Below are 20,063 nucleotides of genomic sequence, written 5' to 3' on the forward strand. Positions count from 1 at the left end.
GCGAGCCTTCCATGCTTGGCGGCACCACGAGGCGGGTAGGGTCATGATATTGCACGTTCCCGGGCTGCTCGGATTGCCGGAAAACGCAGCGATATTTTCCGCAAAGTCCTAACTGTGCCTTCCAGTCTCGTCTGAAATCTTCCGCGTTTGGGGATTTGCACCAACTTCAGCAAGCATTTTCTGCACCTCGATCTTCCAACCTTCTCTTATCTTCAAGGCCAGACGCGAAGTTGGTCGATGTTCAGGTTTCAGGATCGCGTACTCATACCTGAGCGGGTCATCAAAAGGGAGGAAAACGACGCGGTCATTTGAGAGGTTGAGCTCCCGCTCGGTTGCAACCGTCAATGGATCGACAATCGTGCAACACTGGCCTGAACTGACAAAAGGAATAAGCGGCAGAAAATACTGACACGTCACGGTCGGATTGTACCGGGCAGATATCGCCTGAAATTCCTGTTTTATCTTTCCCTGAAAAGGATGGGTTGTATGCAATCCACCCATCGGAACGCCGTCCAAATCGGAGATGTTGATGCTGTTTTTGGCTGCCAGAGGGTTGCCCCGATCCATAGCGCAAAAACAATCGCCGCTGATGATTTCAGCCGAAAATTGACGGTGCTTGCCGACGGAAAACTCAAAGTCCGCAAATCCGAAATCGATATTCTGAGTACCCGCAAGCTCCATGATTTGCGGCGAACTGCGTGTCGACAGCGTGATGCGGATCTCGGGGTTTTCACCAACCGACTGGCTGATGAAGCGAGGAAACAAAAAGGCCGAGGGGCCGGGCATGGTGGCAATATTCAAGCTGCCCGAATGACCTTTGATCAATCCGTCCATCGTATTGGAAATCGTTGAAAGCCGGTCCAGAATGTCCGTCGTTTCGGCCAGCAAATAATGAGCTTCCGGAACTGGAACGAGGCGCCGCCCCTTGCGTTCGAACAAGGCCAGTCCAAGACTTTTTTCAAGGTTCTTCAACGCCAGGCTGATCGCCGGTTGTGTGCGGTTCAGTTTCTTCGCTGTCTGAGAGATGGAGCCTGTTTCCATCACTTCGCGAAACACTGTGAGCTGCGTGAGGTTCATCCCTAAACACATAAGCTAAACTTTAGTTTTGTGAAATATAACAAATTTGTATTTATGAGAATTACTTTTAGGCTTTCAGGATCGAAGTTCGGGTGAACCGAATCCAAGGATCCAAAACTGGGAGATGACAATGAAACTCATGAAATGCCTGACAGGTCTCGCATTGGCAGGAGCGCTTGCTGCGCCCGCATTGGCGCAGGACCCGACATTCTTCCGCATCGGCACCGGGGGCGCGGGCGGGACCTACTTCCCGATCGGCGGCACCATTGCAAACGGTATCTCGGCCCCTCCGGGTTCGCGCCCCTGTGAGGAGGGCGGCCAGTGTGGTGTGCCCGGTCTGATCGCCATTGCGCAATCAACGACCGCATCGGTCTTCAACAATGCCGCAGTTCAGAACGGAGAGCTTGAGGCCGGTCTGGCCGCCGCCGACGTCACACGCTCGATGTATCTGGGTGAGGGTAAATTCGAAGGCAAGCCTCATCCGAAACTGCGCATCGTGGCCAACCTTTTTCCCGAAGACCTCCATCTGGTTTTACCCGCTGGTGAGACCATCAACGACCTGAGCGATCTGGAAGGGAAGCGCGTCGGCATTGCACAGGCCGGTTCAGGAACGCAGGTTGCCGTGTTGCAGATGCTTGAGGCGTGGGGCGTCAACCGCGACAACATGGACGAAGCCGAACTGAACAACAGTCAGAGCGCCGAGCGTCTGGCCGACGGTCAGTTGGACGCCTATTTCTATGCAGCAGGCTGGCCGGTTGCCGCGATGGTGCAGCTATCCTCGACGAAGGGTATGAATCTGCATTCCTTCTCGGACGAGGATCTGGCGAAGATCAACGAGATCATCCCGGCCTACATCCCCTCGGCCATTCCGGGTGGCGTTTATGAAGGGATCGACGCCGAGACCAAGACACCGGCGGTCAGCGCAATGCTGGTTGTGTCGTCGGATCTGTCGGAGGATCTGGTTTATCAGCTGACCAAAGCCCTGTGGAACGACAACACCCGCAAGCTGCTGGATAACGGCCATGCCAAAGGCAAGCAGATCACGCCGGATACCGCGTTGGATGGTGTCGAAGCCTTGGGTGTTCCGCTGCATCCGGGTGCCGAGAAGTTCTACAAGGAAGCCGGGCTTCTCTAATAGCCGAAATTCGGCGCAATCAATCGTCCGGTGCCCCTGAGCGGGGCACCGCACCTTCAAAGCACGCGCATTCAGGGGGGCCATCATGTCCGGGATACAGAAACTTGATGACCACGAGCTAACAGCCGAGGAACTGGCTGCCATCGAAGAACAGTTCGACGAAGGCGCTGCCGTCCGGCAGGTTACGCCGGCGACGGGCAAGGTTCTGCGCGTTGTCGCCCTGATCTTTGCGTTTTACGAATTCTTCACCGCCGGGTTTGGCCTGCCAGCCGATCACTGGCACATGGGCATCTATCTGGCCCTGCTGTTCATTCTGGTCTACGCGACTATCCCGATTATCGGGGCCAAAAGCCTCTATGCGCTCAAGGTCAGCCGGTTTCGCATCGGCAACATCCCTCTTTACGATCTGGTCTTCATGGCCCTTGGGATCATTGCGGCGCTGTATGTGGGTGTCGCTTGGCGCGGCATTCCGTTTCTGGGGATCGAGGAACAGACGTTCCGTATGGGCAACCCCAACACGTACGACGTGATTTTGGGCGTGATCATCATCCTGCTGGTGCTGGACATCGCGCGCCGCACTTTGGGTTGGGTGCTGCCGCTGATCATCTGCGTCTTTATCTCATACGCCCTGCTCGGGCCGTACTTCCCTGGCCTGCTGCAACACCCCGGCGTGAACTTCAAAACTTTCGTGTCGTCGATGTATTTCCCGCAAGAGGGCATCTACGGCGTTACCCTTTGGGTCGTTTCGACCATCGTCTTTCACTTTGTCCTGTTCGGTGTGATCGCTCAGCGCACCGGGTTGGGACAGCTTTTCATCGACAACGCAACGATTTTGGCGGGCCGTTATACTGGTGGTCCGGCAAAAGTGTCGGTGGTATCCTCGGCCTTTTTCGGCACGATCTCGGGCTCTTCGGTGGCCAACACCGTTTCGACCGGCGCGCTGACAATTCCCAACATGAAGCGCCTGGGATACCCCGGCCATTTTGCAGGCGGCGTCGAGGCCGCGTCCTCGGCCGGTGGCCAGATCACGCCACCGATCATGGGAGCCGCAGCCTTTATCATGGCCGAGTTTCTTGAGGTGCCTTACACCACAATCGTCATCGCCGCGATCTTCCCGGCGATCCTGCACTATGTTGGCGTCTTCGCTGTGGTGCACCTGATGGCGCGCAAACTGAACTTGCAGGGTCTGGCGAAAGAACAACTGCCGCAGCTTAAGGCTGTCTGGGCAGAAGGCTGGGCCAATATCGTCCCCCTGATCGGCCTTCTGGTGGTTCTGTTCACCGGCTACACGCCCTTCATGTCGGCTTTTTGTGGCATCTCCCTTGCGGTTATCGCCGGTATGTCGCGACTGAGGCAACCTCCGACATTGATCTACGCGGCCGCATTTCTGGCCTTTGTGCTGTGGAAGTTCTCTGATGGCGGGTTCGATCTGAACATGACTTTGATCCTTTGTGGGCTGTCGGTGATCGCCACACTGAACCCGCAGAAACGGATCGAAGTACCCGAGATGCTGCAGGCCGTTGAACTGGGCGTGAAATACTCGCTGGCGGTCGGCGCGGCGGCTGCAGCCGTGGGCATCGTGGTTGGCGTGATCAACACGACTGGTATCGGTTTCCGTATCGGGTTCATGGTGACTCAGGGCGCAGGCAATCTGGCGTCGGACCTGTACAACATGATCTCATTCGGCAGCTTCCAACTGTTTGCGATGGAAGACCTCCAACTGTTCATCTCGCTGGTCTTCATCGCCATCGTCTGCATCCTGATGGGCGCAGGCATCCCGACCACGGCGCTTTACATCATGCTGGTATCCGTCGCGCAGCCCGCGCTGGCGCAGTTGGGCGTTCCGCCGATCGCGAGCCACCTGTTCGTGCTCTACTACGGTGTGGTGTCCGAGATCACACCTCCGGTATGCACGTCAGCCTATGCGGCGGCGGCCATTGCCAACTCAAACCCGTTCCGAACCGGTTTATCCGCATTTACTCTGGGGTTGGGGAAAGTCATCGCGCCCATGGCTTTTGTCTATGCCCCCGTTTTGCTGTTCGTATCCTCGACCGGGTTTGATCTTTGGGAGTTCACATATACCGCAACCAGTTGCATCGCCGGTGTCATCGCCTTGTCGGCCGCGGTGGTCGGCTATTGGCTGCAACCGTTGAACATGGTGTCGCGGATACTGATGGCGATTGCTGGCATCATCTTCGTCGCGCCAACGCTGACCGCTGATCTGATCGCACTCGCGGTGGCGTCGCCCGTTATTGTTGCACAACTGATCGCCCGCACGCGCAGCCACTCTCCGGCCTGAAAGATGACAGAACAAGTAACCATCATCGGCGCTGGGATCGTCGGCATCTGCTGCGCCTTGTCGCTGCAGGAACGCGGTATCCCGGTTCGGCTTGTCGACAGGGGCGAGCCGGGTCAGGAAACCTCGTTCGGGAACGCGGGTGTAGTGTCGCCCTGGTCGATTATCCCGCAATCCGTGCCGGGCATCTGGAAGAAGCTTCCCCAAATGTTGCTGGACCCGAAAAGCGCTTTGTCCGTTCGGTTCTCATTCTGGCCAAAGATGGTGCCGTGGGGCCTGCGGTTTCTCGGAAACTCCGGCGAAAAAACCGTTCGCGACGTCGCGGACGCCATGGAATTACTGTGCCGCCCGTCGATCGAGCTGTACCGCCGGCATCTTCTGGGAACAGGCCATGAGGACCTGATCACGGACAGTTTTTACGTTCACGCATTTCGCCACCCGGAACAGGCCAACCTGAATGGTCTGGATTATCGGATCCGCACGGAAAAAGGCGGACAGCTGGAGCGTATTGACGGTGATGAGTTGCACCGCCTCGAACCGGCATTGTCGCGCGACTTCAAAGCGGCAGTTCTTATCAAAGGGCAAGCGCGGGTTATTTCGCCGGGCCGCGTCGGAGCGGTTCTGGCGGACAAAGCCCGCGGTCAGGGAGCCGAGATCGCGCGGACCGAGATAACGGGTCTGGCGCGGGCAGAGGACGGGGGCTGGAACCTGGCAACGCCAGATGGAACTTTGCACACCAAGCATGTTGTGCTCGCCGCTGGTGTCTGGTCCGCTGACCTTCTGAAATCGCTTGGATTAGCCGTTCCGTTGGTGGCCGAGCGCGGATACCATGTTGAATTTCCCAACCCGTCCATATTTTTGAACAACTCGGTGATGGATGTGGATGCAAAGGTGGTGGCAAGTTCGATGCAGGACGGTCTGCGGGTTGCCGGGACAGCCGAATTTGCGAGCATCGACGCCCCTGTCGACCCACGCAAACAGGCGGTTCTGACAGATCAGGCCAAGGCAATGGTGCCAGACCTCGATACCAGCCAAACGCAATTCTGGATGGGACGACGCCCGTCTTTTCCGGACAGCCTTCCCGCTATCGGACAGCTTAATGGAAATTCGGGGCTCTACACGGCCTTCGGGCATTCTCATTACGGGCTCATGATGGCGCCGAAAACGGGAGAGCTTGTTGCGGATTTGGTATCCGGGCGCCGCCATAACATTGATCTTGCTCCGTTTTCCCTGACCCGGTTCTGAGCGACACAAACCAACACGCACAATCTCATCAGAAGGACGTACCCATAATGCCGGTTTACAGAGGTGGACAGAACATATGTGGGGTTTCGATTGGTGTTCTGTGCCTGGAAAGCTATTTCCCGAAACCTCCCGGGCACATCAAAAACCCATCGAGCCTGTCGTTTCCGGTTCTCTACGAGATGATCGATGGCGTAACCGTACCGACTTTGCTGAACAACCCGACACCTGATTTGCTGGCGCCCTTCATCAAAGGTGCACAACGGCTTGAGGCAGAAGGCGTGCGAGCCATCACGGGCAGTTGCGGTTTTCTGGCTTTGTTTCAGAAGGAACTGGCCGCCGCCGTTTCCGTGCCTGTATTCGCCTCGAGCCTGATTCAGGTGCCCTTGGCTTATCACATGACTGGTGCCAGCGCGCCTGTAGGGGTTTTGACCGCTGACGCATCGGCCCTGACCGCTCGGCATTTCGAAGGCGTTGGTGCGGCGGGTATTCCGGTGGCCGTGAAAGGACTGGAAGAAACCAGTGAGTTTGCTGAGGTGATCTTGCGGAACACACGGACAAGTATGAATACGGACCTCATCGAGGCTGAAGTTCTGCAAGCCGCCCACAGCTTGAAAGACGAAACACCCGGCATTCGTTCATTGGTACTGGAATGCACCGATCTGCCGCCCTACGCCGCCCGAATTCAGGAAGAGCTGAAACTGCCGGTATTTGACCTCACGACTCTGGCCCAAATGGCTCATAACGTTGCGGCGCGTGCACCATATTCAGGGATAATGCCCTGGGGGTGAATTCAAGGTGAAGCCACAAGGGTGTCAGGCCGTTTCGCAGCCATATTGATCCTGCGTTTTTCAAACACGACGGCGGTGACTTTCACCGTTTGAACCACCGGTTGCGTTCCGTCTTTCATCTGAAACACTACCAGAGTCTGGCGACAAAAAATTTTCATCTTCAACAGGATCGCTGCCTGTTGAAGTTGCAACAGGCGTGACAAATGCACCGCGCTTGTGTTTAGTATTCATTTTTTTGTTTGAACTAAGCCCTGCGGAATTCAGCGATAGGTGACAGAGCGATGGTCAAAGAAGTCAAAGCGAAATCCCAAGGCAACAAGCTGAACCTCGAAAAAGCCGATCTTTCGTCAGTCCTGAGTGAACTGCATACGTCGAGCGATGGCCTGACTTCCACCGAAGTAAACGCACGCCTTCAAAAGTTTGGTCGCAACGAATTAGCCGAAGAGAAAGTGAGCAATCTTCAGCGGCTGTTCAAATATCTCTGGGGTCCGATCCCCTGGATGATCGAAATAGCGGCTGTTCTGTCTGCTTTGATCGGGCACTGGTCCGATTTCTGCATTATCCTTGTCCTGCTGGTCTACAATGCCGTGTCAGGCTTCTGGCAAGAACGCAAAGCAGCAGACGCGCTGGCCGCGCTCAAGGCCGGGATGGCGCCCAAAGCCGACGCAAAGCGCGATGGCACGTTCTCTCAGATTGACGCAGCAGATATCGTTCCGGGCGACATCGTGCGGGTTAAGCTGGGCGATGTTGTCCCGGCGGACGTACGTTTCACAGATGGGGAATATATCAGTATCGATCAGGCCGCGCTGACCGGGGAATCTCTGCCGGTCGCCAAGAAAGTCGGGGACGTCGGCTACTCTGGCAGTATCGCCAAAAAAGGCGAAATGACCGCGGTTGTCATAGAAACGGGCAACAACACCTTCTTTGGGCGCACGGCCAGCCTGGTCGCCGGGGCCGGATCTGGGGCGTCGCATTCTCAAAAGGCCGTCACCCATATTGGTGATTTTCTCATCATTCTTTCGCTTATTCTTGCGTTCATTCTGGTTGGCGCGGAACTCTACCGCGACATTGTAGTCGAACACTCTTGGCACTGGACTGCTGCCGCTGACATCCTGAGAACAGTGCTGGCCCTCCTCATCGCCTCGATCCCCGTGGCCATGCCCACGGTGATGACCGTCACCAACGCGTTGGGCGCGATGAACCTGTCCAAGAAAAAGGCAATCGTGTCGCGGTTGGAGGCGATCGAGGAACTGGCAGGTGTTGATGTACTGTGTTCGGACAAGACTGGAACGTTGACCAAAAACCAGCTGAGCCTGGGCGATCCCGTCCTGTTTGCTGCCAAGGACGCAGACGAACTGATACTGGCGGGTTCCCTCGCGTCCCACTTTGACGGAGATGATCCGATCGACGCCGCCGTGATTGCCGGACTGGCAAACCGCGATGAATTGTCGGGTTACAAGCAATCAAACTTCGTACCGTTTGATCCGGTGTCCAAACGGACCGAGGCACAGGTCACGGACGCGCAGGGAAAGGCGGCCTCGTACACGAAAGGAGCGCCGCAGGTCATATTGGATCTGAGCGATATTGACGCGGCTTCAAAGGCCAAGGCGCAGAAATCCGTTGATGATCTTGCCTCGAAGGGGATGCGTGCGCTTGGGATTGCGCGGTCGGACGATCAAGGGAAAACGTGGCGGTTCCTGGGAATATTGTCGCTATACGATCCGCCGCGCGATGACTCCAAGGAAACCATTCAAAGGGCCATGGCGCATGGTCTGCAGGTCAAAATGGTGACCGGAGACGACGTGGCCATTGGAAACGAGATTGCCGGGCAGTTGGGAATGGGGTCGCATCTTCAGGCGGCGTCGGATCTGTTCAAGGATGGCATGGATCTGAGCCATCTGCCCGAGCCGGTGACTGCCTGCGTAGAGAAGGCCGATGGGTTCGCCCGCGTTTTCCCGGAGCACAAATACGCCATTGTCAAAGCGCTTCAGGATCGCGGTCATGTTGTTGCGATGACAGGCGACGGCGTAAACGATGCCCCGGCTCTGAAGCAGGCAGATTGCGGCGTTGCCGTCAGCGGTGCCACCGATGCAGCCCGAGCTGCCGCCGCACTGATCCTGACGGCCCCTGGCTTGTCCACGATCATCGACGCCATTGAGGAAGCCCGGCAAATATTCGAACGGATCGTAAACTACATTGTGTACCGCGTCGCAATGACACTCGACATCATGTTTGTGGTGGTGCTGGCGACGGTCCTGCTTGGGTTTTCGCCCTTGACCCCGATCATGATCATCATGCTTGCGCTGCTCGACGATGTGCCGATCATGACGATCGCGTATGACAACACAAACCTGCCCAAAGCACCGGTTCGTTGGGATATGCGGCGCATATTATTCGGCGCAAGCCTGATGGGAGTCCTGTCGGTGGTACAGACCTTCGGGCTGCTCTTGATCGGCATGGAATGGATCAACAACCAAAGCCTGCAGGCATGGATTTCGCTGACGCAAGAGCAGCTTCAGACCGTGCTGTTTCTGCAGTTGGCGGCAGGTGGACATCTTCTGCTGCTGGTCATTCGGTCACGTGGAGCGTTCTTTGCGCACCCCTGGCCAGCGCGCCCGTTGTTCATCGCGGTTGTAGGCACTCAGATTCTTGCAGTCTTGCTGTGTGGCTTCGGGGTATTCGTCGAACAAATCCCGTGGACGATCATACTGATGGTCTGGATCTATATGCTCGTCTGGATGGTCATATTGGATCAGGTGAAACTTGCCATGTATCGCAGGTTGCAGCGGCAGAACCGTCACCTTCATTCAAGGACAGCCTGAGACACAGCGCAATTTGCAACGGAAAGGAGTTGGAATGCACTATTTCAATAAGTTCCGCGTCAAACCCGGAAGCTCGGTGGAGCTCGACAGCATCGATCCGAATTTCAAGGACAAACACGAAAGCCATGAACACGCGCTTCCTGAGATACAGGCTTATTCGCAAAAGCTGAGCGAACTCCAGTATTTGATGTACGCGGAAAAGAAACGGTCCCTGCTGATTTGCCTTCAAGGCAGGGATGCCGCAGGCAAGGATGGAACGATCAACCATGTGTTGGCGGCCATGAACCCGCAGGGTTGCAAGGTAAGTGGGTTCAAAGTGCCCACGCCCGAAGAGGCTGGTCACGATTTTCTCTGGCGCTATCACAAGGAAACCCCCGAAAAGGGGCAGGTCTCGATCTTCAATCGATCCCATTACGAGGACGTTCTTGTCGTTCGGGTGCACGACCTGGTCCCGAAGGAGGTTTGGGAAAAACGATACGATCATATTAATGCGTTCGAGGCGTTGCTGCGCGACAGCGAAACACACGTTTTGAAGTTCTATTTGCATATCAGTCCCGAAGAAGAACTGAGCCGCTTCAAAGAAAGGATCGACGATCCGGCGCGTCACTGGAAAATCAGCGAAGGCGATTACGCGGAACGGCCATTTTGGGATGACTACACCAAAGCCTTCGAGGCCGCGTTGAGCAAATGCAGCACAGAACATGCGCCATGGTTCGTTATTCCGGCAAACCACAAGTGGTTTCGGAATCTGGCAGTCTCCCGGATCGTCGCCGAGTACATGGAGTCACTCGATATGCAGTTTCCGCCACCGACAGTCGACATTGAAGACATACGCAAAAAGTATCATGAGGCTGCTAAGTCTTAGTCGAATACGACTCCAGAAATTACTTGAGACCACCCGTGGCCTTTTAATGGAAGTATGATTCCAATTCCCCTCCTGAAAAAACGGCGCGCGAAATATTAGTGCGCGGATAGCGTTTGCGCGCGTCATTTAGCATCGCACCACAGGTGCAAATTGTAATTTCATGACAATTGGGTGACGATGGTCTAGGTGTTTAAGAAAAACAGTTCAAACTCCAGGTGATGTTTGTGGAACAAGTGGCCTTCAGTTTCGAGATGGGTGTGGTTTGCGCCCTTTTGGCCTTTACCGTCTTTCTGTTTGTTTCCGAAATTGTCAGAATTGATCTCTCGGCAATACTTGTGCTGGTTATTATCGGTCTCCTCAGCTATGCGCCCGGGTTGGATAACCTTGCGAATGTTCCGCACCTGTTCGACGGATTTGCATCAAACGCCGTAATCTCGATTATCGCGGTCATGATCGTCGGTGCCGGTTTGGACAAAACGGGCATCATGAACAAGGTCGCCGCCGTTATTCTGAAATACGGTGGCACATCCGAGAACCGTGTATTGCCCATCGTGTCCGGTACCGTTGGCGTGATATCATCGTTCATGCAGAATGTGGGGGCAGCCGCGCTGTTCCTGCCGGTCGTCAGCCGCATTTCTTCAAGGTCAGGAATTCCGCTGTCACGCCTGCTGATGCCAATGGGATTCTGCGCCATCTTGGGCGGTACGATGACGATGGTTGGGTCCTCGCCACTGATCCTGCTGAACGATCTGATCCTGACGGCCAACGAAGGCCTGCCCGAAGGGCAGAAAATGCCGCCGTTCGGGCTCTTTTCCGTCACACCTATTGGTGCCGTCCTGATCCTGACCGGGATCGTGTATTTCTTGCTGCTGGGCCGCTGGGTGCTGCCGGGCGACGCAGGTTCTGAAAACACTGGAACGGGACAGGGCACACAGGAATATCTGCAACGAGTCTACGGTCTGAAAGCCGATGTTTTTGAGGTGATCGTGCCTGCTGACAGTCCACTGGTTGGGCAGGTGCTGGCGGATATCAACCACGAAAACCACCTCTATATAATCTCTACTTTCTATCGCGGGAAAACCTCGATGGTTCAGGTCCTGACAGCCGAAATCGCCGCGCCTTGTAGGCTTGCGATCATCGGTCGCCGCTGGGTCGTCGAGGAGTTTGCCGAGAAATTCGGACTGACTGTCCTTCCGGAACTGGACATTTTCGTCGAAGAATTTGCGGCGACAAACGCGGGCATAGCCGAAGTTGTCGTCACGCCCGACAGTAAGTTGATTGGGAAATGCCCACGCGAGCTTTTGTTTCGCAAGACATATGGCATGTCGTTGCTGGCTATTCACCGGGGCGAAGAAACGCTTAGCCACGTAGAAACTGAAACGCACGAATCCACCCAGATCGGGCTGGAGAAGTTTCACGCAGGCGACATGCTTGTTGCGCATACCAGATGGGACAACCTGATGCGGATCAAGCGGGATCCCGATTTTGTTGTCGTGACCACAGATTTCCCACAAGACGAACTGCGCCCTCAGAAAGTTGGTTGGGCTCTGCTGTTCTTTGCGATTTCGCTGTCGCTGATATTGTTCACCGATGTGCGGTTGTCGTTGTGCCTGTTGACCGGAGCGGCCGGAATGATGCTAACCCGTGTGCTCAGCGTGGACGAGGCGTACCGTGCCGTCGGATGGAATACCGTTTTTCTGCTTGCGTGCCTGATACCGCTGGGGCAGGCCGTGCAGAACACGGGCACTGCAGCCTGGATCGCGCAGCAGATTCTGGTCATCCTGAACGGCTGGCCAATTTGGGCACTTCAGGCCGGCGTCGCAATTCTGGCCACAGTCTTTTCGCTTGTAATGTCAAACGTCGGTGCGACTGTTTTACTTGTACCCCTGGCCGTATCGATCGCGGTGGCGGCTGGCGGCAACCCGGCCGTATTTGCGCTGACAGTGGCGATATCGACCTCGAACAGCTTCATTATTCCCACTCATCAGGTCAACGCTCTCATAATGGGTCCTGCGGGTTATAAAGTTATGGATTTTGTGCGTTCAGGTGGAGTTATGACCGTGCTGTTCCTGGTCGTGTCGTTGTTGATGCTCAACCTGATATACTGAGTTTTCCGAACGCTGATTGTTCGTGAAGTTGCCGAAGCGACAGGAAAGCTACTCCACACCTTCAATCAGGGCGATGTCTGCATGGCATGCATTGGCTCTTTTTTCTCTCGCGCTGCGGTATTCGTCAGATGCGTAACAGGCGCGCGCCAGCTCTATACTGTCAAACTCAATGATAACCCGTCGCTGCCATTTCTGTCCTTCAAGAGTTTCAGCATCGCCGCGGGCCAGAAACCGGGCGCCAAACTTGCGAAAGGCTTCGGGGGCGAGAGCTTGATAATCCAGGTAAGCCTCAGGGTCGGTAATGGTAACGTTGGCAATCCAATAGCCTTTGGGTGTGTCAGTCATTTTCGTTCTTTTCTTCTGCAGCGAGCAGTCGGTCGGCGATGGCCGTCGTGTCATCCAGATGTCTTTCAACTGCGACCCGCGCGGCATCCGGGTTGCCGGAGATTATGGCCTCGCAAATCAGCTCCATATGCGCGATGCCGGGGCGGTCCCGGTCCGCTGTCGACAGGGTCATCATGCGCAGCCGACTGATCCGGCCGTTCAGACGCTGAACGATATCCCAAGCGATGTAGTGACCCGCCCCGTCAAAGATCTCGGAGTAGAAATCGGCTGTGGCGCGAAACAACGCGCCCGGGGTCCGGTCAGCAAAGCCCTGCTTCAGACGTTTCAGTGCTTCCTTGAGGGATCGCGCGCGTTCAGGTGTGATCTTGCGGGCGCAGTTTTCGGCCGCCGCTGTCTCGAGCATGCGGCGGATATCATAGATTTGGCGCGCGTCTTCGCGGCTCATAGTGGCCACGATGGGCCCGCGACCGGGTAGAATTTCCACTAGCCCCTCGGCTTCGAGATAGCGGATGGTTTCGCGGATCACCGTTCTGCTGACGCCCAGCTGGTCGCAAAGCGGGCGTTCGACAAGTCTTTGACCGGGCTCGAACAATCCTTCGATGATCGCCTCGCGCATGCGTTCCTGAACCATGTCGCGCAGGGTGGCAGGCGGGTGATCTATCTTCGTTAGTTTCGGTGTGCTCATGGCCGCGACGCTATCGGTTTGGCCTTTTTTGCACAAGGTATGATTGACAGGTGGTATGATGGTATACCATCTTACAGCGCAACGAATCGCAAGGAATAACGACATGCCCGCCGAAATCCGCAAAACACTGCTGCACGTTGAAAACACCCTGATCGAAGGAGGGAAGGTCGCCGAGCAGCCATTGAAGATGATTGCAGCGATTGCGGTGATCCGGAACCCGTGGGCTGGCCGCGGTTTTGTTGACGACCTGAAGCCCGAGATTCATGATTGCGCGCCGGGCCTTGGCAGCCTGCTGACCGACATGGTGCTCGACGCTGCCGGTGGCGGGGACAAGGTCGAAGGGTACGGCAAGGCTGCGATCGTCGGTGTCAACGGTGAGGTCGAGCATGGTTCGGCCCTGATCCACACCCTGCGCTTTGGCAACTTTTATCGCGAGGCGGTTGGCGCAAAGTCGTATCTCGCGTTCACCAACACGCGCGGCCCGGCAAATGCTGCGATGCAAATCCCGCTGATGGACAAGAATGACGGTGGTCGGCGCAGCCATTACCTGACCATCCAGTTGCAGGTGGCAGACGCGCCCGCGCCGGATGAGATCATGATCGCGCTTGGCGCCTCGATCGGTGGCCGTCCGCATCACCGCATCGGTGACCGCTATCAAGATCTCAAGGAACTGGGCCATGACGTCGACAACCCTGCAGCTGTCTGAGCCCTTCGGCACAGTCGCCTATCGCGAGGCCGGGCTTTCCCATGCTGGGAAAGCGGCCCCCGTCGTGCTGATCCACGGCGTGGGCATGCAATCGGCGGCTTGGGGCCCCCAGATTGAGTTCCTCGCGGGATCGCACTACGTGATCGCGCTGGATATGCCCGGACACGGCGGCAGCGAACAGATCCCAGCAGGTTCTGATCTGCCGGTGTTTCTTGATTGGTTGTTGGCGGTTCTGGATGAGCTGAAGCTGCAGCGCGTCAACCTAGCAGGCCATTCGATGGGCGCGTTGATTGCGGGTGGATTTGCAGTACGCAACCCCGGTCTGGTTGAGCGGGTCGCGCTGCTGAACGGAGTATTTTGCAGGGACGCGGCCTCAAGCAAATCCGTGATCGAGCGGGCCAAGCTGATCGGCACCGGAACTTTCGATGTAGAAACTCCGCTGCGGCGGTGGTTTGGTGACACGCCCGTCGAACAGGCCGCGCGTGACGATGTTGCGGCGTGGCTTTCAGCCGTTAATATCGAAGGCTACGCCACCGCCTACAACGCTTTTGCACGCGGAGACGCCCTTTATGCGAAAGGGTTCGGTACGATCACCTGCCCGCTGCTGGCCCTGACCGGAGATGGCGACCCGAATTCGACCCCGGCCATGTCTTACGCGATGGCAGAAGCCGCGCCGAATGGGACGGCCATCGTGATCGAAAATCACCGGCACATGGTGAATCTGACCGCGCCGGAAACCGTGAATGCAGCTTTGGAAGCCTGGTTGCAAACCCCATCGGAAGAGGTTGACCCAAAATGATCGAATTCGACCCGCGCATGCTGAGCAACCCGCGCGCCCTGCGCAATGCATTTGGCACCTACATGACCGGCGTCACTGTCGTGACCGCACATGATGAGGGTGGAAACCCGCTGGGCTTTACCGCAAATTCTTTTGCCTCCGTTTCTCTCGAGCCGCCTCTGGTACTGGTGTGTCTTGCCAACACCTCAAGCAACTATGAAACCTTTGCGAACACATCGAAATTCGCGATCAACATTCTGTCCGAAGGCCAGATCGAAGTGTCGAACACCTTTGCCCGCCCGGTCGAGGATCGGTTTGCGACAGTTGACTGGCAGCCTGGCCCCAACGGATCACCGATCCTTGATGACGTCTCGGCCTGGTTCGACTGCGACATGTCCCGAACCGTTGATGCAGGCGACCACCTGATCCTGATCGGTGTAGTCAAAGCCTTTGATCACAATATTGCACCCGGGCTGGGCTATGCCCGGGGTGCCTATGTAACCCCCGCCGCGGAAGCCAAGGCCCTGAGCAAACGCACCGGATTGGTCGTATCCGCCCTGATCGAACGGGATGGGAAAATCCTGCTGCAGGGTGACGGCTATGGCCGCCTGACCATTCCGGCAACTGACGACGTGGCCGATGGTGCCAACGCGGCCCTGACCCGCCTGATCGGCGAGAGCGGCGTGCAGGCGGAGCCGGGGTTTATCTACTCAGTTTATCAGGATGAAGCGCGCAAACTTCAACATATCTCGTTCCTGTGTCAGGCCGCCGATGGCGAACCGGAGAATGGTGTTTTTACCGAGATCAGCGAGTCCACTCTTATGGATATCGCCGATCCGGCCATCTGCACCATGCTCGAGCGGTTCGCCAAAGAAAGCCGTATGGGGAACTTCGGGGTGTATTACGGAAATGAGGTGAGTGGCGAAGTCAAACCACTCTCCGCTGGGAGTTAACTTGGCATGAAATTTTCACTCTTTGCGCATATGGAGCGGATCTCTCCGGATCAGGACCAGAAGCAGCTGTATGACGAGTTCATCCAGCTATGCAAAATCGCCGACGAAGGCGGGATGCACGCGGTCTGGACCGGTGAACATCACGGGATGAACTTTACCATCGCGCCAAACCCGTTTCTGAATCTGGTTGATGTCGCGCGCCACACCAAGAATGTGCGACTGGGAACCGGCACGGTCATTGCGCCGTTCTGGCACCCGATCCGTCTGGCAGGTGAAGCCGCGATGGCCGATATCATCACCGACGGGCGCCTGGATCTTGGCATCGCGCGCGGCGCCTACAGTTTTGAGTACGAGCGCATCATGCCCGGCATGGACGCGTGGGAAGCCGGCCAGCGCATGCGCGAGCTTGTGCCCGCCGTGCAGAAGCTTTGGCAGGGTGATTATGCGCATGAAGGTGAATTCCACCAGTTTCCCAAAACCACCTCAGCTCCACAGCCCCTGCAAACGGATGGTCCACCCATCTGGGTGGCGGCGCGTGACCCAAACAGCCACGAGTTTGCAGTGCTGAACGGCTGCAACGTACAGGTGACTCCGCTTTGGAACGGCGATGGCGAGGTCGAGAACCTCATGTCCAAGTTTAACGCAGCCTGCGAGAAATTCCCGGACGTGTCGCGACCCAAGATCATGCTGCTGATGCACACTTACGTGGCTTCGGATGATACAGATGTGAAACACGCTGCTGTCGAACTGAACCGGTTCTACAACTACTTCGGCGCCTGGTTCATGAACAAGCGGGACATCACGCAGGGCTTGATAGAACCGCTCAGCGATGAAGAAATCGCAGCGCATCCGTTCTACACGCCGGAAAACATGGAGCGTGATCTGGTTGTTGGAACCGCCGACACCGTCATTGATCGCCTACGTGGGTACGAAGCGCTTGGATACGACGAATACTCGTTCTGGATCGATTCAAGCATGCCGTTCGAGCGCAAGAAAGCCTCGCTCGAGCGGTTCATCAAAGACGTCATGCCGGCGTTTCAGTAAGGGATTGGCGTAAAATGCAGCAGTTTCAACAGTATATCGGCGGCGCATTCTCGGATGGTGCAGGGCAGTTCGACAGTCTGGACCCGGCCTCGGGCGCGGTCTGGGCCCGGATGCCCGACGCGGGGCCCGAGGACGTCAATCAGGCTGTTGAAGCTGCTGACCAAGCTTTCTACTCGCCCGAATGGGCAGGGATGACGGCAACGGCGCGCGGTAAACTGCTGCACCGGCTTGCTGATCTGGTCGCGGAAAACGCGCCGCGTCTGGCCGAGCTGGAGACCCGGGATACAGGAAAGATCATCCGCGAGACATCGGCCCAGATAGCCTATGTCGCCGATTACTACCGCTATTATGCTGGGCTGGCCGACAAGATCGAAGGCGCGCATCTGCCGATCGACAAGCCGGATATGGAGGTCTGGCTGCGCCGCGAGCCAATTGGTGTTGTTGCCGCTGTTGTCCCGTGGAATTCTCAGTTGTTCCTGTCAGCAGTCAAAATTGGCCCGGCTCTGGCGGCGGGTTGTACGGTTGTCCTGAAGGCTTCGGAAGAAGGGCCCGCGCCGATGCTGGAATTCGCGCGCATTTTTGATCAGGCCGGGTTCCCCAAGGGTGTGTTGAACATAATCACTGGTGGTCCCGTTGCTGGGGCCACGCTGACCAGTCATCCGAAAGTGGCCCATGTGGCCTTTACGGGCGGACCGGAAACGGCACGTCATATCGTGCGTAACTCGGCCGAAAATCTGGCTTCGACCTCGCTGGAACTGGGTGGCAAGTCCCCGTTCATCGTCTTTGAGGATGCCGACATCGAAAGCGCTGTGAATGCGCAGGTGTCCGGCATCTTTGCCGCAACCGGGCAAAGCTGCGTGGCTGGCTCACGCCTCGTGGTGCAGACTTCGATCAAGGACGCGTTTCTGGCGCGTCTGAAGGAAAAGGCCGAGGCCGTTATTATCGGTGCGCCCGATGACATGGCGACCGAAGTTGGTCCGCTTTGCACAAAGCGTCAGCGGGACGTGGCAGTTGATCTGATCGAACGGTCGGTTGCGCAGGGCGCCAAGCTGGTGACCGGCGGCAATCCCATTGACCGGGATGGGTTCTATTTCCCGCCAACTATTCTGGATTGCTCGGATGTGCCGGACGCGGACAGCCTGACCAACGAGTTCTTTGGACCTGTTCTGTCAGTGACCTCGTTTGAGACCGAAGCAGAGGCCATCGCAATCGCAAATGACACGAAATTCGGGCTGGCCTCGGGCCTATTCACCCAGAACCTGACCCGCGCACATCGCATGATCCGTGCCATTCGGGCGGGCATTGTCTGGGTCAACACCTATCGTGCCGTCAGTCCCATCGCACCTTTCGGAGGCCATGGCCTTTCGGGTCACGGGCGCGAAGGCGGTCTGCAGGCGGCGCTGGATTACACCAAGATCAAATCGGTCTGGCTGCGCACCAGCGACGACCCGATCCCGGATCCGTTCATCATGCGCTGATCTCAACATCCTTCACCGCAAGCAAGGGATAGCGGTGTGTTCGTCAATCAATGGGAGGACTACGAACATGGCTGAATTCCAGCCCCCAAATAGTGGTGACCATCTGGTCTCTGACAAGGGGATTTTCAAAGGGTTGCACAATGGGATGAGCATCGCCTCCAAAGCGATGGTCGCGGCCTTTGTGCTGTTCACAATTCTCAACGTAGACTTCGCCGGCAGCGTCTACAAAGGCGTCCGGTCCTGGGTCGAAGGTGCGCTGAGCTGGTACTATATCAGCTCGGTCCTCGTGCTGTTTTTTGTCTGCCTGTTCCTGATGTTCAGCCGCTTCGGCTCGATCCGTCTGGGCGATGATGACAGCCGACCCGAATTCAGCAACTTCTCCTGGTTTGCGATGCTGTTCTCGGCCGGGGTTTCGATCGGCATCCTGTTCTTCGGCATCGCCGAGCCGCTGTTCTATTTCGACAACGCAGCGGGATGGGGATATCCGAACAACCCGTTCGCCGATGCGGCAGGGCATACAGAAATGAATGTCCAACGCGCTGTGGACGCCGTTGTTGTCACCAACTTTCATTGGGGCCTGCACGGCTGGGCAATCTATACAATGACGGGCCTGGCCCTTGGGTACTTTGCGTTTCGCAAGAAACTGCCGCTGACCTTTCGCTCGGCGCTGTACCCGATCCTGGGAGATCGCATTTATGGCCCGGCCGGCCATGCAGTTGATTTGCTGGCTGTTTTCGGCACGGTATTTGGCATTGCCACTTCCATGGGTCTGGGCGTCACGCAAATGGCCGAAGGCCTGAATGTATTGTTCAACACCGGCACCGGAACGACGCTGAAGGTTGCACTGGTTGTCGGTATCTCGATCGTCGCGACGATGTCGGCCGTTTCGGGCATCGGCAAAGGTATTCGCATCCTGTCCGAATGGAACATCATCCTGTCGATCCTGCTGGTGCTGTTCTTTCTGTTCGCCGGCCCGACCCAATGGCTTATCGGGTTCTTCATGAATGCCATCGGCGACTACGCCACTGGCCTGTGGTCGATGGGTTTCTGGACGGCATCCGAACCCGGTGACGTGTCGTGGCAGGGCGGTTGGACCATCTTCTACTGGGGCTGGTGGCTGAGCTGGGCACCGTTTGTCGGTATGTTCGTGGCGCGTATTTCCAAAGGGCGCACGATCCGGGAATTCATGCTGGGCGCGATGTTTGTTCCCACAACAATGGCCTTCATCTGGATCTCGATCTTCGGCGGCAATGCGCTGTTCCTGGAACTGAATGCAGCCGGTGGTGTGGGAACGGCAGGTCTGGTCGACATGGTCAACAGCTGGAACCTTGGCGGGACTCTTTATGGCACAATCGAATTGCTGGCGGTCAATGGCACGTTGTCCTGGATCGTGTCGGCCTTGGCTACGTTCCTGTTGGCAACCTGGTTCATCACCAGCTCGGACTCGGGCACTCTGGTCGTGACTACCATATTGTCCATGGGCAACGCGCACCCACCGAAACTGCATCGTGTGGTTTGGGGCGCGGCACAGGGTTTGGTGGCGGCCGTATTGCTGATTGCCGGTGGCCTGTCGGCTCTGCAAACTGCCGCCATCGCCGCTGCGCTTCCGATTTCGATCCTCGTCGTTCTGATGGCCTGGGGTGTCATCAAGTCGCTGATCGAAGACAGTTCCGCCACGGCGGTATCATCGGGATTGGCACCGGATGGAACCGCACTTGACGGCGATCTGCACGCCTGA

The 20,063-nt window shown here is 56.8% G+C and carries 17 protein-coding genes; 13 read left to right on the top strand and 4 right to left on the bottom strand.

The window, feature by feature from the left end; translation table 11 throughout:
• Positions 1-108: 108 nt before the first annotated feature.
• Positions 109-1,077 carry a LysR family transcriptional regulator gene (locus AC2TEL_RS15770; RefSeq protein ID WP_480861718.1) on the bottom strand — a complete coding sequence of 323 codons (969 nt, stop codon included), beginning with the start codon at positions 1,075-1,077 and terminating at the stop codon, positions 109-111.
• Between the two features lie 130 nt (positions 1,078-1,207).
• Here AC2TEL_RS15770 and AC2TEL_RS15775 point away from each other — a divergent pair, with 130 nt between their 5' ends.
• The 4 genes from AC2TEL_RS15775 to AC2TEL_RS15790 all read left to right on the top strand — a co-directional run bounded on the left by AC2TEL_RS15775 (position 1,208) and on the right by AC2TEL_RS15790 (position 6,541).
• Complete coding sequence (locus AC2TEL_RS15775) at positions 1,208-2,212, top strand: TAXI family TRAP transporter solute-binding subunit (protein ID WP_480861720.1); 1,005 nt, start codon at positions 1,208-1,210, stop codon at positions 2,210-2,212.
• A gap of 85 nt (positions 2,213-2,297) precedes the next feature.
• Positions 2,298-4,511 carry a TRAP transporter permease gene (locus AC2TEL_RS15780; RefSeq protein WP_480861722.1) on the top strand — a complete coding sequence of 738 codons (2,214 nt, stop codon included), beginning with the start codon at positions 2,298-2,300 and terminating at the stop codon, positions 4,509-4,511.
• 3 nt (positions 4,512-4,514) lie between these two features.
• A complete protein-coding gene (locus AC2TEL_RS15785) occupies positions 4,515-5,753 on the top strand; it encodes an NAD(P)/FAD-dependent oxidoreductase (RefSeq protein WP_480861724.1) in 1,239 nt (412 codons plus the stop codon).
• 47 nt (positions 5,754-5,800) lie between these two features.
• Entirely contained in the window at positions 5,801-6,541 is a 741-nt protein-coding gene (locus tag AC2TEL_RS15790; RefSeq protein ID WP_480905198.1) for an aspartate/glutamate racemase family protein, read from the top strand.
• Between the two features lie 60 nt (positions 6,542-6,601).
• Here the strand turns inward: AC2TEL_RS15790 and AC2TEL_RS15795 are convergent, their stop codons facing one another.
• Entirely contained in the window at positions 6,602-6,772 is a 171-nt protein-coding gene (locus tag AC2TEL_RS15795; protein WP_480841636.1) for a hypothetical protein, read from the bottom strand.
• Between the two features lie 50 nt (positions 6,773-6,822).
• Between AC2TEL_RS15795 and AC2TEL_RS15800 the strand changes: the two genes are divergently transcribed.
• From AC2TEL_RS15800 to AC2TEL_RS15810, 3 genes are all read left to right on the top strand, one after another.
• A complete protein-coding gene (locus AC2TEL_RS15800) occupies positions 6,823-9,363 on the top strand; it encodes a plasma-membrane proton-efflux P-type ATPase (RefSeq protein WP_480905200.1) in 2,541 nt (846 codons plus the stop codon).
• Positions 9,364-9,397: 34 nt separating this feature from the next.
• Positions 9,398-10,228, top strand: coding sequence for a polyphosphate kinase 2 family protein (locus AC2TEL_RS15805; RefSeq protein ID WP_480905203.1), 831 nt, complete (start codon positions 9,398-9,400; stop codon positions 10,226-10,228).
• 218 nt (positions 10,229-10,446) lie between these two features.
• Complete coding sequence (locus tag AC2TEL_RS15810; RefSeq protein WP_480905206.1) at positions 10,447-12,336, top strand: SLC13 family permease; 1,890 nt, start codon at positions 10,447-10,449, stop codon at positions 12,334-12,336.
• Positions 12,337-12,384: 48 nt separating this feature from the next.
• Here AC2TEL_RS15810 and AC2TEL_RS15815 read toward each other — a convergent pair whose 3' ends face one another.
• Positions 12,385-12,681: a DUF1330 domain-containing protein gene (locus AC2TEL_RS15815; protein WP_480861732.1), complete on the bottom strand. Its 297-nt coding sequence runs from the start codon at positions 12,679-12,681 to the stop codon at positions 12,385-12,387.
• Positions 12,674-13,366: a GntR family transcriptional regulator gene (locus AC2TEL_RS15820; RefSeq protein WP_480841644.1), complete on the bottom strand. Its 693-nt coding sequence runs from the start codon at positions 13,364-13,366 to the stop codon at positions 12,674-12,676. Before AC2TEL_RS15820 ends, AC2TEL_RS15815 begins: the two co-directional genes overlap by 8 nt.
• 103 nt (positions 13,367-13,469) lie before the next feature.
• On the opposite strand from AC2TEL_RS15820, the gene AC2TEL_RS15825 reads away from it, so the two are divergent.
• From AC2TEL_RS15825 to AC2TEL_RS15850, 6 genes are all read left to right on the top strand, one after another.
• Complete coding sequence (locus tag AC2TEL_RS15825; RefSeq protein ID WP_480841646.1) at positions 13,470-14,072, top strand: amino acid synthesis family protein; 603 nt, start codon at positions 13,470-13,472, stop codon at positions 14,070-14,072.
• Positions 14,044-14,871, top strand: a complete 828-nt coding sequence (locus AC2TEL_RS15830; RefSeq protein ID WP_480905209.1) for an alpha/beta fold hydrolase — start codon at positions 14,044-14,046, stop codon at positions 14,869-14,871. The genes AC2TEL_RS15825 and AC2TEL_RS15830 overlap by 29 nt, the downstream gene beginning before the upstream one ends.
• Positions 14,868-15,803, top strand: a complete 936-nt coding sequence (locus AC2TEL_RS15835) for a flavin reductase (RefSeq protein WP_480905212.1) — start codon at positions 14,868-14,870, stop codon at positions 15,801-15,803. Before AC2TEL_RS15830 ends, AC2TEL_RS15835 begins: the two co-directional genes overlap by 4 nt.
• 6 nt (positions 15,804-15,809) lie before the next feature.
• Complete coding sequence (locus AC2TEL_RS15840) at positions 15,810-16,847, top strand: LLM class flavin-dependent oxidoreductase (protein ID WP_480861738.1); 1,038 nt, start codon at positions 15,810-15,812, stop codon at positions 16,845-16,847.
• A 14-nt stretch (positions 16,848-16,861) separates the two neighbouring features.
• Positions 16,862-18,325: an aldehyde dehydrogenase gene (locus tag AC2TEL_RS15845; protein WP_480861739.1), complete on the top strand. Its 1,464-nt coding sequence runs from the start codon at positions 16,862-16,864 to the stop codon at positions 18,323-18,325.
• 67 nt (positions 18,326-18,392) lie between these two features.
• Positions 18,393-20,063: a BCCT family transporter gene (locus AC2TEL_RS15850; protein WP_480841655.1), complete on the top strand. Its 1,671-nt coding sequence runs from the start codon at positions 18,393-18,395 to the stop codon at positions 20,061-20,063.

Source organism: Ruegeria sp. HKCCD9138 (genome assembly GCF_057220975.1).

Coding starts and splice junctions, on each gene's coding strand:
- AC2TEL_RS15835 (WP_480905212.1), top strand. CDS start 14,868: ATGATCGAATTCGACCCGCGCATGCTGAGCAACCCGCGCGCCCTGCGC.
- AC2TEL_RS15780 (WP_480861722.1), top strand. CDS start 2,298: ATGTCCGGGATACAGAAACTTGATGACCACGAGCTAACAGCCGAGGAA.
- AC2TEL_RS15785 (WP_480861724.1), top strand. CDS start 4,515: ATGACAGAACAAGTAACCATCATCGGCGCTGGGATCGTCGGCATCTGC.
- AC2TEL_RS15830 (WP_480905209.1), top strand. CDS start 14,044: ATGACGTCGACAACCCTGCAGCTGTCTGAGCCCTTCGGCACAGTCGCC.
- AC2TEL_RS15795 (WP_480841636.1), bottom strand. CDS start 6,772: ATGAATACTAAACACAAGCGCGGTGCATTTGTCACGCCTGTTGCAACT.
- AC2TEL_RS15845 (WP_480861739.1), top strand. CDS start 16,862: ATGCAGCAGTTTCAACAGTATATCGGCGGCGCATTCTCGGATGGTGCA.
- AC2TEL_RS15850 (WP_480841655.1), top strand. CDS start 18,393: ATGGCTGAATTCCAGCCCCCAAATAGTGGTGACCATCTGGTCTCTGAC.
- AC2TEL_RS15775 (WP_480861720.1), top strand. CDS start 1,208: ATGAAACTCATGAAATGCCTGACAGGTCTCGCATTGGCAGGAGCGCTT.
- AC2TEL_RS15790 (WP_480905198.1), top strand. CDS start 5,801: ATGCCGGTTTACAGAGGTGGACAGAACATATGTGGGGTTTCGATTGGT.
- AC2TEL_RS15820 (WP_480841644.1), bottom strand. CDS start 13,366: ATGAGCACACCGAAACTAACGAAGATAGATCACCCGCCTGCCACCCTG.
- AC2TEL_RS15815 (WP_480861732.1), bottom strand. CDS start 12,681: ATGACTGACACACCCAAAGGCTATTGGATTGCCAACGTTACCATTACC.
- AC2TEL_RS15840 (WP_480861738.1), top strand. CDS start 15,810: ATGAAATTTTCACTCTTTGCGCATATGGAGCGGATCTCTCCGGATCAG.
- AC2TEL_RS15770 (WP_480861718.1), bottom strand. CDS start 1,077: ATGAACCTCACGCAGCTCACAGTGTTTCGCGAAGTGATGGAAACAGGC.
- AC2TEL_RS15825 (WP_480841646.1), top strand. CDS start 13,470: ATGCCCGCCGAAATCCGCAAAACACTGCTGCACGTTGAAAACACCCTG.
- AC2TEL_RS15800 (WP_480905200.1), top strand. CDS start 6,823: ATGGTCAAAGAAGTCAAAGCGAAATCCCAAGGCAACAAGCTGAACCTC.
- AC2TEL_RS15810 (WP_480905206.1), top strand. CDS start 10,447: ATGTTTGTGGAACAAGTGGCCTTCAGTTTCGAGATGGGTGTGGTTTGC.
- AC2TEL_RS15805 (WP_480905203.1), top strand. CDS start 9,398: ATGCACTATTTCAATAAGTTCCGCGTCAAACCCGGAAGCTCGGTGGAG.